Annotated in this window: 11 protein-coding genes and 1 pseudogene; 8 read left to right on the top strand and 4 right to left on the bottom strand. The window is 60.7% G+C overall.

Features of this window, described 5'->3' with window-relative positions:
• The first annotated feature begins 42 nt into the window (after nt 1–42).
• Together C8K44_RS11950 and C8K44_RS11945 are read left to right on the top strand one after the other, a co-directional pair.
• Entirely contained in the window at nt 43–1290 is a 1248-nt protein-coding gene (locus C8K44_RS11950) for a hypothetical protein (protein ID WP_146203937.1), read from the top strand.
• Nucleotides 1291–1621: 331 nt separating this feature from the next.
• Entirely contained in the window at nt 1622–2248 is a 627-nt protein-coding gene (locus tag C8K44_RS11945) for an MBL fold metallo-hydrolase (protein WP_109576020.1), read from the top strand.
• 67 nt (nt 2249–2315) lie between these two features.
• On the opposite strand, the gene uvrA is transcribed toward C8K44_RS11945, so the two are convergent.
• Nucleotides 2316–5240 (bottom strand): excinuclease ABC subunit UvrA, encoded by a 2925-nt coding sequence (gene uvrA / locus C8K44_RS11940; RefSeq protein WP_109576019.1) that lies wholly within the window; start codon nt 5238–5240, stop codon nt 2316–2318.
• A gap of 757 nt (nt 5241–5997) precedes the next feature.
• Between uvrA and C8K44_RS11935 the strand changes: the two are divergent.
• Nucleotides 5998–6575: pseudogene (locus C8K44_RS11935) on the top strand (aspartate/glutamate racemase family protein); the annotation flags it as partial.
• A 102-nt stretch (nt 6576–6677) separates the two neighbouring features.
• Here the strand turns inward: C8K44_RS11935 and C8K44_RS11925 are convergent.
• Nucleotides 6678–7745, bottom strand: coding sequence for a sensor domain-containing diguanylate cyclase (locus C8K44_RS11925; protein ID WP_146203936.1), 1068 nt, complete (start codon nt 7743–7745; stop codon nt 6678–6680).
• Nucleotides 7746–7991: 246 nt separating this feature from the next.
• Between C8K44_RS11925 and ssb the strand changes: the two genes are divergently transcribed.
• The 3 genes from ssb (at nt 7992) to C8K44_RS11910 (ending at nt 11333) form a co-directional block, all read left to right on the top strand.
• Nucleotides 7992–8567: a single-stranded DNA-binding protein gene (ssb, locus tag C8K44_RS11920; RefSeq protein ID WP_109576016.1), complete on the top strand. Its 576-nt coding sequence runs from the start codon at nt 7992–7994 to the stop codon at nt 8565–8567.
• Nucleotides 8568–8876: 309 nt separating this feature from the next.
• Nucleotides 8877–10352: a lytic transglycosylase F gene (locus C8K44_RS11915; RefSeq protein ID WP_199227078.1), complete on the top strand. Its 1476-nt coding sequence runs from the start codon at nt 8877–8879 to the stop codon at nt 10350–10352.
• An 81-nt stretch (nt 10353–10433) separates the two neighbouring features.
• Nucleotides 10434–11333 carry an HNH endonuclease gene (locus tag C8K44_RS11910; protein ID WP_109576015.1) on the top strand — a complete coding sequence of 300 codons (900 nt, stop codon included), beginning with the start codon at nt 10434–10436 and terminating at the stop codon, nt 11331–11333.
• A gap of 637 nt (nt 11334–11970) precedes the next feature.
• Here C8K44_RS11910 and C8K44_RS11900 read toward each other — a convergent pair.
• Nucleotides 11971–12600: a MarC family protein gene (locus tag C8K44_RS11900; RefSeq protein WP_109576014.1), complete on the bottom strand. Its 630-nt coding sequence runs from the start codon at nt 12598–12600 to the stop codon at nt 11971–11973.
• Nucleotides 12601–12850: 250 nt separating this feature from the next.
• On the opposite strand from C8K44_RS11900, the gene gyrA reads away from it, so the two are divergent.
• Nucleotides 12851–15628: a DNA gyrase subunit A gene (gyrA, locus tag C8K44_RS11895; protein WP_109576013.1), complete on the top strand. Its 2778-nt coding sequence runs from the start codon at nt 12851–12853 to the stop codon at nt 15626–15628.
• A 109-nt stretch (nt 15629–15737) separates the two neighbouring features.
• On the opposite strand, the gene C8K44_RS27695 is transcribed toward gyrA, so the two are convergent.
• Complete coding sequence (locus C8K44_RS27695; RefSeq protein ID WP_199227077.1) at nt 15738–15890, bottom strand: hypothetical protein; 153 nt, start codon at nt 15888–15890, stop codon at nt 15738–15740.
• A gap of 206 nt (nt 15891–16096) precedes the next feature.
• Here C8K44_RS27695 and coaD point away from each other — a divergent pair, with 206 nt between their 5' ends.
• Nucleotides 16097–16597 (top strand): pantetheine-phosphate adenylyltransferase, encoded by a 501-nt coding sequence (gene coaD, locus C8K44_RS11890; RefSeq protein WP_109576012.1) that lies wholly within the window; start codon nt 16097–16099, stop codon nt 16595–16597.
• The last annotated feature ends 14 nt before the right edge of the window (nt 16598–16611 follow it).

Here is a 16611-nt window from a genome sequence, read left to right as displayed (position 1 = left end):
CCATTACTAACCGAAGTCGCAACCCAGGTCACAGATGCAGTTGTGCTTGGGAATATCATACTGACAAAATTGGCGCACTCGCCGGATGCGATCGCTCGCACGCCGCACGTTCAGGTAAGTCAAACTCTTGCCGGAAGTTTTACCATTTGTATTGCGCTGTATGATAAGTATTTTATAAATATCAATTTGGCGCAAAGGATAGTCTCAGTGTCAGAATTAGCACCTATCAACTCACACCAGGCACAGACACCTTCCTCATTGCCGGCGCGATTCGGAATGATCGGTACTGCAATTGTCGCTCTTCTGTGCCTGGTGACATATGATGCTGTCGTCCATGACCGCGACCTGCTCGAAAAAGACAGGGTGGACTGGACGATGTTTGGCTTGGTCAGGCCTGTGGTAACGTTCGTTGCGGCTTGCCTGCCTGTCCTCGGCTTGAGGCCCCATCCGTCGAACGCCCGCCCATTGGAAAACCAATCGGGATTGCTTGCGGTGGTTTATGTGATGGGCGGGCTGTTGCTGCTTGCCGCTGCAAGCGTCGTTCTGGCTCCGCAAGTGCTGTTCGATACTGTGCGGGAAGGGGGGCCGGTCAGCAATCTGACGGAGTTGGTGTTCCTGATCGCGCTTGCTGGCCTCGGTGCTGCCGGGTGGCGTGCGCGCCGCGAGCGGGCGAGGGTTTTCGGTCTGCCGGTGCCGGTGATCTTTGCAGGGATGTTTGTCGTCACGTTCCTCATTTTGATGGAGGAAATGTCGTGGGGCCAGCATTGGATCGGCTGGTCGGCCGGGCCGATGTTCGAAGGCAACGCCCAGGACGAGACGAACCTACACAACTTCGCGACCTACAAATTCGAAGCCGCCTATTATTCGGCCGCGTTCCTGTTCTTCGTCGCCTTGCCGGCGTTCTGGCCCGCCAGGGTTGGCGGTTGGTGGAAGCAGGTGGAAAGTTTCGTTCCGCCCAAGCTCCTCGCACTGGCAAGCCTGCCACTGACCGGCTTTCTCTACGAGGAATGGAACGTCGTACCGTATCAGGTCTGGTTCTTCATGGGGCTGCTGATCGCCATATTGCTGGCCGCGGAACTTCGGCATGAGCGGCCAGCTCCCCGCGTCGCCGGGCTGATGATGGCGATCCTGCTGCCCGTTTCCCAACTCGTTTTCGTCTTTGGCGGGCACCGCATGTTGGATGGCTACGAGCTGTCGGAGATCCGCGAGTTGCTGATCCCCGGCATCATAGCGGCATATGGCTGGTGGCTGTTCACAAGTCGCGGCGATGCAGGCTGGCTTGCGAGGTGACCGGCAGCTTAAGGCTTGCCTTCAGCTGTGGTGCCGTGCCGCTTCCGTTCGGGGCTAGGCAACTGAAGAGGCAATTCGATCGTGCGTCGTTCATGTGCACTCCAAAAACCGGTTGCAGAAGTTAGCTGACGTTGACACCAGTTGCATTATGCAATCACAATGACTGCGCCGACGTTAGCAAAGGAAGTGACGTTGCCGAACCGACGTTCGGAAATGAGCCAGTCACCGGACGGCTGCGTCGGCCATATGGCGTTTGAGCCAAACCCACGCTCTTCCGCCACTTCATTGGGACGTGCGAGGCAGCGTGCAAGATGTTGAAGGAGATGGAAAGATGAACGCCTACGCCTCAATCACCATCACACCAATCCTCGTTGCCGATTTGAACGTCGAGGGCGAGCGGATGCCAGTCTACGTGCACGTCATCAACCATCCCGACGCGCGCATACTGGTCGACACGGGCATGACAGAACTGCACCCGGCGGTGGTGGCGGCCTTCGATCCTCGCCTCTATCCGCTGAGCAAGCAGGACTTCGACCTTGCCGGCATCGACATCGTCGTCAACACACACCTGCACGCCGATCATTGTGGCGGCAACCACCTGTTCGCCGGCAAGCCGATCTACGTGCAGCGCCGCGAACTCGACGACGCCCGCAGCGAGGACGACTACACCATTCGCGAGTGGGTCGACGCGCCCGGCGTGCGCTATGTGCTGGTCGAAGGCGAATTTGAATTGCTTCCCGGGCTCAGGCTCGTCCCCGCGCCGGGCCACACAGCCGGCATGCAGGTCGTCGTGGTCGAGACCGGCGGGCGCCCGGTCGTCGTTGGCGGCGATGTGGCCGTCTGGTTCGGCGAGCTTGACGAGCCCCACAGCGAGGGTCAGCTAGGGGTGCTCGCACTCGACCCAGAACTGGTCTGGCTCGCGCACGAGCACGAGCCGTGGCGCCCCCGCGCCGCATAAGGCATTACGCCTGCGCTCTGCGAGCAAGCGCGCCAGTAGCTAGCGCAGCCGTCCGGCGCCGCGCACGCTATTCCGCCGCCTCGCGTTTCCTTGCCCCCGGCCGGCGTTCCAGCAACTCCTTGAGGAACTGGCCGGTGTAGCTGCGCGGTTCGGCGACGATATCCTCGGGGCGGCCTGAAGCGACGAGTTGTCCGCCGCCGTCGCCGCCCTCGGGGCCGAGGTCAAGCACCCAGTCGGCGGTCTTGATGACTTCGAGATTGTGCTCGATGACGATCACCGTATTGCCCTGGTCGACCAGTTCGTGGAGGACTTCGAGCAGCTTGGCAACGTCGTGGAAGTGCAGGCCGGTGGTCGGCTCGTCCAGGATGTAGAGCGTCTTGCCGGTCGCCTTCCGCGACAGCTCCTTGGCGAGCTTGATGCGCTGGGCCTCGCCCCCCGACAAGGTGTTGGCCTGCTGGCCGATATGGATGTAGCCGAGGCCGACCTGGTTGAGCGTCATCAGCTTGTCGCGCACGACGGGCACGGCGGCGAAGAACTCGACGCCTTCCTCGACCGTCATGTCGAGCACGTCGGCGATCGACTTGCCTTTGAACAGCACGTCGAGCGTTTCGCGGTTGTAGCGCTTGCCGTGGCAGACGTCGCAGGTGACGTAGACGTCGGGCAGGAAATGCATCTCGATCTTGATGACGCCGTCACCCTGGCAGGCCTCGCAGCGGCCGCCCTTGACGTTGAAGGAGAAGCGCCCGGGCTGGTAACCGCGCGCCTTGGCTTCCGGCAGGCCGGCGAACCAGTCGCGGATCGGCGTGAAGGCGCCGGTGTAGGTCGCCGGGTTCGAGCGCGGCGTGCGGCCGATCGGCGACTGGTCGATGTCGATGACCTTGTCGATGAATTCGAGGCCCTCGATGCGGTCGTGCTCGGCCGGATGCTCGCGCGACCCCATGATGCGGCGCGACGCAGCCTTGAACAGCGTTTCGATCAGGAAGGTCGACTTGCCGCCGCCCGACACGCCGGTGACGGCGGTAAAGGTGCCCAGCGGGATTTCGGCGCTGACGTTCTTCAAATTGTTACCGCGCGCGCCGACGACCTTGATGCGCTTGTTTTTCTTCAGTTCGCGACGCGTCGCGGGCGTGGCGATCTCGAGCTCTCCCGACAGATACTTGCCGGTGATCGAGTTCGGATTGGCCATGACCTGCTGCGGCGTGCCTTCGGCGATGATCTCGCCACCATGGATACCGGCGGCCGGGCCCATGTCGACGACATAGTCGGCGGTGAGAACCGCATCCTCGTCATGCTCGACGACGATCACCGTGTTGCCGATGTCCCTGAGGTGGCGCAGCGTGTCGAGCAGGCGGGCATTGTCGCGCTGGTGCAGGCCGATCGACGGCTCGTCGAGCACGTAGAGCACGCCGGTCAGCCCCGAGCCGATCTGCGAGGCCAGCCGGATGCGCTGGCTTTCGCCGCCCGACAGCGTGCCGGAGTTGCGCGACAGCGTCAGGTATTCGAGGCCGACGTCATTGAGAAAGCGCAGGCGCTCGCGGATCTCCTTGAGGACGCGAACGGCGATTTCGTTCTGCTTGTCGTTGAGGGACGCAGGCAATGCCTCGAACCATGCGTTGGCCTTGCGGATCGATTGCTCAGTGACTTCGCCGATATGCTTGCCGCCGACCTTGACGGCAAGCGATTCCGGCTTGAGCCGGTAGCCGGCGCAGGCCGGGCAGGGCGTCGCCGACATGAAGCGTTCGATTTCCTCGCGCATCCATGCGGATTCGGTTTCTTTCCAGCGCCGTTCGAGATTGGGGATCACGCCCTCGAAGGTCTTGGTCGTCTTGTAGGAGCGGAGGCCATCGTCATAGTTGAAGGTGATTTCCTTCGAGCCGGTGCCGCGCAGGATCGCTTCCTGCGCCTCAGCCGAAAGGTCGCGCCAGCGATCGCCGATCTTGAAGCCATAGACCTTGCCGAGCGCCTCCAGAGTCTGGGTGTAATAGGGCGAGGTCGACTTGGCCCAGGGGGCGACGGCGCCTTCGCGTAGCGAGACGTGGTCTTCTGGAACGATCAGGTCTGGGTCGATGGCACGCTGGTTGCCGAGGCCGTCGCAGGTCGGGCAGGCGCCGAACGGGTTGTTGAAGGAAAACAGGCGCGGCTCGATCTCGGGGATGGTGAACCCGGACACTGGGCAGGCGAATTTTTCCGAGAAAAGAATGCGTTCGTGGGTTTCGTTCGCCGATTTGTTGACCGACTCCGCGCCGGTGAGGCTGGCGTCGAGCGGCTTGTCGGCGAATTCGGCGACGGCCAGGCCTTCGGCGAGCTTGAGGGCGGTCTCCATCGAATCCGCCAGGCGGGTGGCGAGGTCGGGCCGCACCACGATGCGGTCGACGACGACGTCGATGTCGTGCTTGTATTTCTTGTCGAGCACCGGCGCCTCGCCGATCTCGTAAAAGGCGCCGTCGATCTTGACGCGCTGAAAGCCCTTCTTCTGGAGCTCGGCGAGCTCTTTCTTGTATTCGCCCTTACGGCCGCGAACGACGGGCGCAAGGATGAACAGGCGGGTACCTTCGTCGAGCGCCAGCACCCGGTCGACCATCTGCGACACCGTCTGGCTCTCGATCGGCAGGCCGGTGGCCGGCGAATAGGGCACGCCGACACGCGCAAACAGCAGGCGCATGTAGTCGTAGATCTCGGTGACCGTGCCGACCGTCGAGCGCGGGTTCTTCGACGTCGTCTTCTGCTCGATCGAGATCGCCGGCGACAGGCCGTCGATCTGGTCGACATCGGGCTTCTGCATCATCTCGAGGAACTGGCGCGCGTAGGCCGACAGGCTTTCGACATAACGGCGCTGGCCCTCGGCATAGATCGTGTCGAAGGCGAGCGAGGATTTGCCCGAGCCCGACAGGCCGGTCATGACAATCAGCTTGTCACGCGGCAGGTCGAGGTCAACATTCTTGAGATTGTGTTCGCGCGCACCGCGAATGGAAATGTACTTGTGATCGGCCATTGCCGCGCCGCCGCCTCAAATCTGGAATTGCTTGGAGTGGCGGGTTTGCCCGACCATCCCCTCATGTAGGTATTTTCGCCGCCCGGTCGAGAGGCGTTTTAACCCAATGCGTTTAAGCGCCTTTGGCGGGCAGGGGCAAGTGAAAAGAACAAAGGCCGAACGCCCTCCTGACAACGGTATGGCAGGAGGCTCGCGCGCATCCAGCCCACGGAATCCGGGCTTCGATCACATTTTTCCCCTCTAACAATGTTGTGGTTGACGTGGCCGAATCAGCGATGCAAACTCCAGAGGTCGCCTGAAGCCGAGCCTCCCTTGAGGGCTCCTCACCATGCTACGGTCGGTCTGCGAGACGCCGCAGACACGCGAGTTGAGCAGCAGGCGCACACATGGCGCAACTGACGTAGGAGCTAGGCATGACTCCACCGGACAGTCCCGAAAGGTTCCGCTAACAAGACGGAACCGCAGCAGGCGCAGGTGCCTGGAGCTTCCTTTTTGAAAGCCCAGCAAACCGCGGATTGTTGATCCCCTACAATTTGAAACCATTGGTCGGATCGTTGGCCGTGAGCCACGAAGCATCCGAGATAGAAAGCCGGTAAACCACTCCCGGCAGCCAAGGGTATAACCCGACACAAGGCCCCGTGCGCTCCTTGGAGCGGCGGGGCCATATTTTTGGCTGAGCGGCAGCTTGCGACCTTGTGCTGAAACATCCTCTTGCGCAGCAAGCTGGTGATGCCAACCTGTGTTGCGCATGTTGTGAATGACGGCGAGGGCGAGACCGGGGAGGATTGTCATGACTGTTCGCCAGACAAAGCTGATCGGATTGCTGGGCGACATGAGCTGGGAAGCCAGCGTGCTTTATTACCGGCTGATCAACCAGGTCGCACATCGCCGCATGGGTGGGCATCACAATGCGCGCTCGCAGATGTTTAGGCCCGATTTTGACGAGCTCAACGCGCTTGCCGCTCAAGGCGACTGGACTGGGGTCGCGGCGGTGGTTTCCGATGCTGCAGCCACCCTTGAAAAGGCAGGCGCTGAGTTCGCCCTGCTCACGGCGGTCACTCCTCACACGGTCGCCGACCAGCTGGCCGGGGCGATCGGCATGCCGATGTTGCATATCGCCGACCCGACCGGCGAGGCGATCCTTGCCAAGGGCCTCGCGCGCGTTGGGAGCTGGGCTTCTTCGCCGAGCGCTTGCAGACACGGTTCGGCATCGAGGTGATCGTTCCGTCCGAGGAGCAGCGCACCACGTTGCACCGGATCATCATCGACGAGCTGACCCTTGGAGTGGTGCGAACGGAATCGGCAGCAATTCTACTGCATCTGGCGAAAGATCTGGGGGCGCGAGGTGCTGAAGCCATTGTCGTCGCTTGCACCGAGCTGCCGCTACTGCTCGATATCAACGACTATCCCATGCCTGCCTTCGACGTGGGTCACTCTTCATGCCGAGGCGGCAGTGGACCGAGCCCTCGCGGAAGGTTGAGATACTGCCAGCGGCTGGTCGACCAGCTCCGAGCGCACATCGATGAGATCGCCGCTGGATTTTGCCGCGTACATCAGCCTGTCTGCCTGGTCGAGGAGCGCGTCGAACGACACGCCAGCAGATGCTTCGGCCAGGCCAATGGCAGCACCTACCTGGATCAGGTTTTCGTCGATCACGACGAGTTCTGCGATCGCTTTTGCCAGATCGAAGAAGCGGGCAAGCGAGAACGGATCGCAGGCCTGGTAGGAAGATACGATCCCGAACTCGTCGCCGCCGAGGCGGGCCACGAAATCCCCTTTGTTCCCCCATTCGACCAACCGGTTGGCAATGACCTGGAGCAGCCGGTCGCCTATCGAATGCCCGAACTTGTCGTTGACGCGCTTGAAGCGGTTGAGGTCGATGTAAGCCAGAAACAACCGGGATTGCGACGACAAACCGGCCAACGCTGCGCGCAGATGCGTTTCGAAGGACGACCGGTTCTGGATGCCGGTCATGACGTCGACCCGCGCAGCCTGCAAGATCGCCTGCTCGAACGCCTTGCGTTCAGAGTTGTCGAGGAGGATCTCGATATCGAAGCTCTCGCCGGCGATCCGCCGTCGCTGCGCGCTGATGAGCGTTGGTATGATGCGCCCGCTAGCGTGCTGCATCTCCACTTCGGCGAGTTCATAAAAGCCGCGCGTCTCAAGCAGCTTCATCCTCTCGCCGCGCGCCGGATCGTCAATCGAGTAAGGCAGATCTTGCCCCAGAGGCTGCCCCTCGATCTTGTCCCCCATGCGTCCGATCATTCGGAGATAGGCCGGGTTCACCTTGATGTAGCGAGAATTGTGGTCGATCGTGGAAATCGAAAACGGCACAGGAGACAGCTCGAACAGGTCTCTTAAAGCCGCGTCAAGAACCTCTCCGGAAATCATCGCCCAACCACCCGCCCGCTCGCGTCCCGATGACTTAATGGGTACCCGCCAGCCTGTTAAATATCGCTGAATGGCCGGCCAGCTTGAAGGCCTGGTTGCAACCTGTTGCTGCAAGGGTGTTTGATCGACGCCAGGAAGCGATCTCGACGGCCGCGAGAAGGCGAGAACGGCGATTGCGGTCGACGCTGAATGGGAGCCTCTTGCCAACTCCTGCCGTTGGAGTTAGAACAAAAATAGAACAAAACTACTGTGGACAGCATGTGCTTTTCCGTCGGCGGGCGCGCATGCGGGTGGGCGATGGGCTAGTGTGCGCCCTCACATTTTCTTGGAATTGGTTTCGGACGAGCGCGGAGCGGTGTCATGGCAGGTAGCGTCAACAAGGTCATTCTGGTCGGCAATCTGGGCGCGGACCCTGAAATCCGGCGGCTCAATTCCGGCGAGCCGGTGGTCAACCTGCGCATCGCGACCTCGGAAAGCTGGCGCGACAAGAATTCCGGCGAGCGCAAGGAAAAGACCGAGTGGCACCAGGTCGTCATCTTCAATGACAATCTCGCCAAGGTCGCCGAGCAGTACCTGAAGAAGGGCATGAAGGTTTACATCGAAGGCCAGCTCCAGACCCGCAAATGGGAAAAGGACGGCATCGAGCGCTACACCACCGAGATCGTGCTGCAGAAATTCCGTGGCGAACTGCAGATGCTCGATGCACGTGGCCAGGGCGGTGACGCCGGCTATGGCGGCGGTGGCGGCCAGGTTGGTTATGGCGGTGGCCAGGGCGGTGGCGGCTACGGCGGCGGACGTGGTTCCGACTTCGGCCAGTCGAGCCCGACCGACAGCTACGGCGGTGGTCGCGGCGGATCGGGTGGCGGACGCAGCGGTGGCCAGGGTGGCATGGGCGGCGGTTCGTCGCGCGACCTCGACGACGAAATTCCATTCTGATCGCCGAGATGGGACGTTCGACCAACTGGAGTTCGTCTTTCGCCCAGCGCTGGAGCGATTGACAAGGTTGGCTGCTGATGCCCGTAATTGGCGGCAGAAAATACTGAGTAGTCGCAAGAAAGTGGCGCGCGATCCGTGCGCCACTTCTGGCGATTGCGGTCGCCAGAGACAATCGGCGGCTTTTTGATAGGGCATGCGGCACCTGGGCAGTGCCAGGACGGCTATACTTGACTTCCGGTGCGGTTCTCGGTTCGGCAACAAACCGTGGGGGCGGAGATGGTTGGTGGGTGGGCTTCGCGGGCGCGCGCGATGACGGCGTCTGCCTTCGTCGCAATCGGCATCTGGGCGATGCTTTGGGCGTCGATGATAGCAGTGTTTGCGCAGTCGAATGACGCTGCGATGCCTTTGCTACTCGGCAAGCATCTCACTGATTTCGACGGGATGGCCCAGCGGCGGATCGTGCGGATCATCGTGCCGTTCAGCAAGACCATCTATTTCGTCGACAGGGGAAAGCAACTCGGAACCGCTGTCGAGTTTGGCCGGGCTCTGGAGGAAGTGCTCAACAAGGGCAAGAAGAGGGAGGTCGACAAGATCCGCGTTGGCTTCGTTCCGTTGCCGCGCGCTCGTCTTTTGCCGGCTCTCGTGGATGGAACCGGTGACATCGTCATGGCCAACCTGACTGTCACCGAAGCACGGAAGTCGCTGGTCGATTTTACCGAACCGTTGTTTGGCGAAGCAAACGAAGTGCTCGTCACCGGCCCGGCGGCACCCGCCATCGCTTCGATAACCGATCTTGCGGGACAAGCGATCCCCGTCCGACGCTCCAGCAGCTACCATGAGCACCTGACTGCCTTGAACGCGGATTTCGAGAGGAAGGGCCTCAAACCCGTCCAGATCGATAAGATCGACGAAAATCTCGAGGATGAAGACCTGCTCGAAATGGTCAATGCCGGCCTGTTGAACTGGACCGTCGTCGACAAGCACAAGGCCGAAATCTGGGGCGATGTCTTTGCCGACCTTGCAGTGCGCTCCGACGTCGTGATTTCGGAGCATGGCCAGATTGCCTGGGCGATCCGCAAGGACAGCCCCCAACTCAAATCGGTGCTCAATGATTACGTCAAGACGCACCGCATAGGTACCACTTTCGGCAATATTGTCCGGAACACCTACTACAAGAGCGACAAGATGCTGAAGCGCGCCTATGCGCCGGCAGACGTCGAAAAGTTCAAGACCCTTGTCGAGATATTCCGCAAGCATGGCAGTACTTATTCGTTCGACTACCTGATGCTGATGGCGCAGGGCTACCAGGAGTCGCAGCTCGACCAATCCTTGCGCAGTGGACGTGGTGCGGTGGGTATCATGCAGTTGCTGCCGTCTACCGCCGCCGACAAGTCAGTCAACATCCTGGGCATCGACAAGGACGAAGACAAGAATGTAGAGGCGGGCTCGAAATATCTTCGCTACCTAATCGATAACTATGTCGATGATCCTGGTATCGCGCCGCGCGACCGCGTGCTGCTGGCATTTGCGGCCTACAATGCCGGGCCGGCGAACCTTCGCAAATTCCGGGCCAAGGCAACGGATATGGGGCTTGATCCGAATGTCTGGTTCGGCAACGTCGAGAATTCGGCGGCCGAGATCGTCGGTCGGGAAACCGTCCAGTATGTCAGCAACATTTTCAAATATTATGTCGCCTATGATCTGCTGGCACGGCACTTGAGCAAGCAGGCGCAAGACGGCAGCGCAGATGTTGCGAATACGCCGCCGACCGCATCATCACGCTGAGTTGTTCCCGCGAATGATCGCGCTTCCAAATATCCGGCAGATCCGCATCGCGAATCTTTACGGATCGCGCTACTAGGGGACATGGGGTACGGGGTCTTCATTCACAGATCGGATTCGATTTACGACGACAGTCCGGCTGAACAATACCAGTTTCCTGCCCAGTACCTTGGCAGGGTCAAGGGCTGCATCGGCGACTGGATCATCTACTACGAGCCGCGCAAGGTTGCCGACACACGAGGATACTTTGCGGTCGCCAAGGTGCAGCAAGTTATCCCTGATGCCGCAGCGCAGGGCATGTTTCTCGCTCTTATCGAGCCAGGTACTTATCTCGATTTCGCGAACCCAGTTCCGTTCAGTAGCGCCGATGGCGTGGCCGAACGTGGTGTACTGAACGTTGAAGGGCGAATTTCAGGCCGGGCCCAGTCGGCTGTGCGGCCACTCTCAGCAAGTGACTTCGGCAAGATCGTCACGCTGGGGTTGGGTCAGGCGACTTCCTTGCTGCCGAGGGTCGATACAGTAGCGACTGATGCAGGGCTGTCTGAAGACCAAGCACCCTTCGTTTTTGAAGGGAGCCGAGAGCGAGTTCAATTCCTAACGTCTCGGATCGTGCGCGACCGCGTCTTTCGGCAGATCGTCTTGCGCGCCTATGATGAGCGCTGCGCGATAACTGGATTGAAACTTATCAACGGCGGCGGACGCGCGGAAGTTGCGGCAGCCCATATTCGACCCGTCGAGGCAGACGGGCCAGACGTAATCAATAACGGCATCGCTCTTTCAGGCACGGCTCATTGGATGTTTGACCGGGGACTCATCAGCCTGTCCGATGATCTCGAAATCTTGATTTCGCGCCAGGTGAACGATCCTGACGGAGTCAGGGGTATCGTCAATCGCAGTGGCCAAGCGATCGGCCCAAAGCGCTTTTCCGAGCGACCCCATCCGCATTTTCTGCGATGGCATCGCGAACAATGCTTCAAGCAGTAGGCTGGTCACGGCGATGGCACCTTCGGAGGAAGCTCTGTTCGGCGTAGGCGGCCACAATATCTCTGCCCATTCATGGCCAGGGTGGCAGATCTCGATACACTCCGTTCCGTTTGCTCCAGCTTCGGCCCGTCCTCGGGGGCGGCGGTATTTTACCTTGAGCGGGAGAATGGCCGCCGGCTTCAAGTAGGGCAGGCCATCAGAGGACTTTGCAACTACGTCGGCTCTCGGCCTGACGATGTTGGAGTTCCTCTTGCAGACCTCAGGTCCGGCGACCCTGGCTCGATCATCATATCGACTCGCCGGCAACGTTGCTCGACGTCTTGGCACCATATTTGCGAAATCTCAGGTTGCGGCTCGCAGCTCCAAGGCAAGAGCTCAACCATGCCGTTTCCGGCCGTATAGAGTTCCATTCCTGTCAGTGCCTGGCGGAAGATGTCGAGGTCATCGCGCAGGATCGTGAATTCCAGGTCATCGTGATCGCGGGTCTGGCGACTATGCCACAAGTCGAGGGCCCACCCGCCGACGATACACCAAGGTCTTGATACTTTGATTCAGTCGGGCACCACGCGCTGCACGCGTCGTGGTCAATTGCTGTTCGTGCACTCATGTGGTCTTTCAGGAGAGCGTGTGAGGCTACTCACATCGCCGCCAGTTCCTTGATCCCGTCGGCGACGAACTGCACGGCGAGCGCGGCAAGGATGACGCCCAGCAGGCGGGTGAGGATCGACCGGCCAGTCTGCCCGAGGAACTGGTCGATGCGCTCGGCCAGGATGAATACCAGATAGGTTGCCGCCAGGCAGGCGAGTATGATGAGCACGAGTGCTGCCTGGCCTGCCCATCCCTGGAATGAACCTGATAGCAGCACCGTCGCGGAAATGGCGCCGGGGCCGGCGATCAGCGGAATGGCGAGCGGGAAGGCGGCGATATTATGAATGTGGTCGCGGGTGATCGCGACATCCGAGATCTTTTCCTTACGGTCCTGCCGCTTTTCGAAAACCATCTCGAACGCAATGAAGAACAAAAGGAAGCCGCCAGCGACGCGGAACGCCGGCAGCGTAATGCCAAACACCGTGAGGATTGCCTTGCCGGCGATGGCGAAGATGGCGAGTACGACAAAGGCAATGACGCTGGCCCGCACCGAGACCTGCAGGCGTTGGTCGCGGTTCATGCCGCGCGTCACCGCCAAAAACAGCGGCGCCAAGCCGGGCGGGTCGATGGTGACGAGGATGGTGACGAAAGCGTTGAAAACAGTGTCGAAAAGCGGCATTCGGCATCTCCCCGGCGGCTGCAGGCTAACCCGAGCGCGTCCGCAGCGCCAGAGCCAATGCGTATGATTGATGCGCTGTGCGCCCGCAAGGGGCACGGGTCCGCCGGACAGACTGTCGCGGATCAGATCGCATTATCTATCTTGTTGATATTTAATGCTAAATCAGCATTGGAAAAGCGCGCCCAAAATTGGTCAATCTCGGGCCATTCCTATATAAGGTGTAAATGATTCCCAACATGCGTGATCAGAGTTGACCGACCAGAAATCACCGCGCGGACCTGAGGGTCCCTCCGGCATCGAGCCGATTTCCATCATCGAGGAGATGCAGCGCTCCTATCTCGATTACGCCATGAGCGTGATCGTGAGCCGTGCGCTGCCCGACGTGCGCGACGGCATGAAGCCGGTGCACCGGCGCATCCTCTATGCCTCGCATGAGAGCGGCTACCACTGGAACCGCAAATATGTGAAGTCGGCGCGTCCCGTCGCCGACGTGATGGGTAAATATCACCCGCACGGCGACGCTTCGATCTACGACGCCTTGGTGCGCATGGCGCAAGACTGGTCGATGAGCGTGCCGCTGATCGATGGGCAGGGCAATTTCGGCTCGATCGACGGTGATCCGCCCGCGGCGATGCGCTACACCGAAGCGCGCCTGACCAAGGTGGCGCACGAACTGCTCGAGGATATCGACAAGGATACCGTCGATTTCCAGGATACCTACGACGCATCGGGGCAGGAGCCCCGCGTGCTGCCGGCGCGCTTTCCTGCCCTGCTGGTCAATGGCGCGGGCGGTATCGCCGTCGGCATGGCGACCAACATACCGCCGCACAATCTGGTCGAAATCTGTAACGGCACCATCGCCGTCATGGAAAACCCTAGTATCGACCTGCCTGACCTGATGGAGATCATCCCCGGTCCGGACTTCCCGACCGGCGGCCTGATCCTCGGACGCTCGGGCATCTACAATGCCTATTCGACCGGCCGTGGCTCGGTAATCATGCGCGGCAAGGTCAATATCGAGCAGAGCCGCGGCGACCGCGAAGCGATCGTCATCACCGAAGTTCCCTATCAGGTGAACAAGGCGACGATGATCGAGAAGATGGCCGAACTGGTGCGTGACAAGCGCATCGAGGGCATCTCTGACATTCGCGACGAGAGCGACCGCCAGGGCTACCGGGTCGTCATCGAGCTCAAGCGCGATGCCAATGCCGAGGTCATTCTCAACCAGCTCTACCGCTTCACGCCGCTGCAGACTTCGTTTGGCGCCAATATGGTTGCGCTGAACGGCGGCAAGCCGGAAGTGCTGACGCTGCTCGACATGCTGAGGGCGTTCGTTGCCTTCCGCGAAGAGGTGATCAGCCGCCGCACCAAATTCCTGCTCAAGAAGGTGCGCGACCGAGCCCACATCTTGGTCGGCCTGGCGATTGCGGTTGCCAACATCGACGAAGTCATCAAGCTGATCCGCACAGCGCCAGATCCGCAGACGGCGCGCGAGCAATTGATGACGCGCCGCTGGCCGGCGTCCGACGTAGAGTCGCTGATCCGCCTGATCGACGACCCGCGTCATCGCATCAATGACGATGGTACCTACAACCTGTCGGAAGAGCAGGCGCGCGCCATTCTCGAACTGCGCCTGCAGCGCCTGACGGCACTTGGCCGTGACGAAATCGCCGATGAACTGAACAAGATCGGCGCCGAGATCACTGATTACCTGGATATTCTGTCTTCGCGCGCGCGCATCCAGCAGATCGTCAAGGACGAACTCGTCGCGGTGCGCGACGAATTTGGCGTGCCGCGCCGTACGGAAATCACCGACGGCGGCGCCGACATGGAAGACGAGGACCTGATCCCGCGCGAGGACATGGTCGTCACCGTCAGTCATTCCGGCTACATCAAGCGCGTGCCGCTTTCGCTCTACCGGGCGCAGCGCCGCGGCGGCAAGGGCCGCTCGGGCATGTCGACCAAGGACGAGGATTTCGTCACCCGACTATTCGTGGTCAACACGCATACACCGGTGCTGTTCTTCTCCTCGCGCGGCATCGTCTATAAGGAAAAAGTCTGGCGCCTGCCGATCGGCAATCCGCAGTCGCGTGGCAAGGCCCTGATCAATCTGCTGCCGCTGCAGCAGGGCGAACGCATCACAACGATCATGCCGCTGCCCGAGGACGAGGCGAGCTGGGCCGAGCTCGACGTGATGTTTGCGACAACGCGCGGCACCGTCCGCCGCAACAAGCTCAGCGAGTTCGTCCAGGTCAACCGCAACGGCAAGATCGCCATGAAGCTGGAGGAAGAAGGCGACGAGATCCTCGGCGTCGAAACCTGCACCGACAATGACGACGTGCTTTTGACAGCCGATTCCGGCCAGTGCATCCGCTTCCGCGTCGACGACGTGCGCGTGTTCCAGAGCCGAAATTCGGTCGGCGTGCGCGGCATCAGCATGGGCGAGGGCGATCGGGTCATCTCGATGGCGATCATCGAGCATGTCGAGGCGAGCCCTGCGGAACGTGCTGCCTATCTCAAGCGGTCGGTTGCCGAACGACGCTTGGCCGCTGGAGCAGCTGCCGGCGAAGACGAGGATATTGCCCTGACGAACGAGGAGGTCGGCGAGGAAGCCGACATCTCCGAGGAGCGCTACCAGTTCCTGACCCAGCACGAACAGTTCGTGCTGACGGTTACGGAATATGGCTATGGAAAGCGCTCGTCGTCCTACGATTTCCGGCTGACCAATCGCGGCGGCAAGGGCATCCGTGCCACCGACGTGTCGAAGGTCGCGGAAATCGGCAAGCTGGTGGCTACGTTCCCTGTCGGCAACGACGACCAGATCATGCTGGTGTCGGACGGCGGACAGGTGATCCGGGTGCCGGTCGAGGGTATTCGCTTTGCCAGCCGCGCCACCAAGGGCGTCACGATCTTCAACACTGCCGACGGCGAGAAGGTAGTGTCGGTCGAGCGTATTTCCGAACCGCAAGGCGAGGATGAAGCTGACGAAGCAGCCAATGGCGAAACCCCGACGGGCGAGGAAGCCTGATCGCGTCCAAACGCCAAACAGCTCGTCTGTTTAGGGCGTTAGGAAAGATAATAAAGAAGAGAAAGAAGCGGCGCCGAGGCGCCGCTTTGCCTGGAGGGGCAGAAACTGTTCAGCGTTGGGTGCGCGAGTTGCGCCAGCCAGGAAGCTGGACGCGCGCGGTCTGCACCTTGGTGCGAATGCGATGGGCCTCATGATGGAGGCTGAAGGCTGTGGCGACAAGCATGGCCAGGGTCATGGCCGCGGCGAGCATAAAGATCATCATGGCGCTGTTCTCCTGCTCGAAACAACGGACGAGACGCCGTTTGGTTTCATCGACTATATCGACGGTTTATTCACAACCGCTTGAACTGATCCTGAGATTGCCGTTCATCGCCCATTCATTTCGTAAACCAATCGCCTGCTCCAACAGGGGCACGTTGGCGGCAATGTGAGCTTCCACCTTTGGCCCCGATGTTCTAGAAGCAGCCCATGACTGATCGTATCGCCATCTACGCAGGGTCGTTTGACCCGCTGACCAACGGCCATCTCGACGTGCTGAAGGCGTCGTTGGCGGTGGCCGACGTCGTTTACGCGGCAATCGGCATCCATCCTGGCAAGAAGCCGTTGTTTTCATTCGAGGAGCGCGTGGCGCTTATCGAGGAAGCGGCGAAGGATGAATTTGGCCAGGACGGCAGCCGCATCAAGGTGGTGGCCTTCGACGGGCTGGTGATCGACGCCGCGCGCAAGCAAGGCGCCTCGATCATGATCCGCGGCCTGCGCGATGGCACCGACCTCGACTACGAAATGCAGATGGCAGGCATGAACGAGACCATGGCGCCGGAACTGCAGACGGTTTTCCTGCCCGCGAGCCCTTCGGTTCGCACGATTACCGCCACACTTGTCCGCCAGATAGCCTCGATGGGCGGCGACATTCGCCCGTTCGTGCCGGCGGCTGTCGCCGGCGCGCTCACGTCCAAATTCGCGAAATAATTTCGGAGTATCGG

Source organism: Aminobacter sp. AP02, from assembly GCF_003148805.1.
Classification (GTDB): Bacteria; Pseudomonadota; Alphaproteobacteria; order Rhizobiales; family Rhizobiaceae; genus Aminobacter.
Note: the sequence above shows the minus strand (reverse complement) of the source record. Positions and strands in the feature narration are given on the sequence as shown.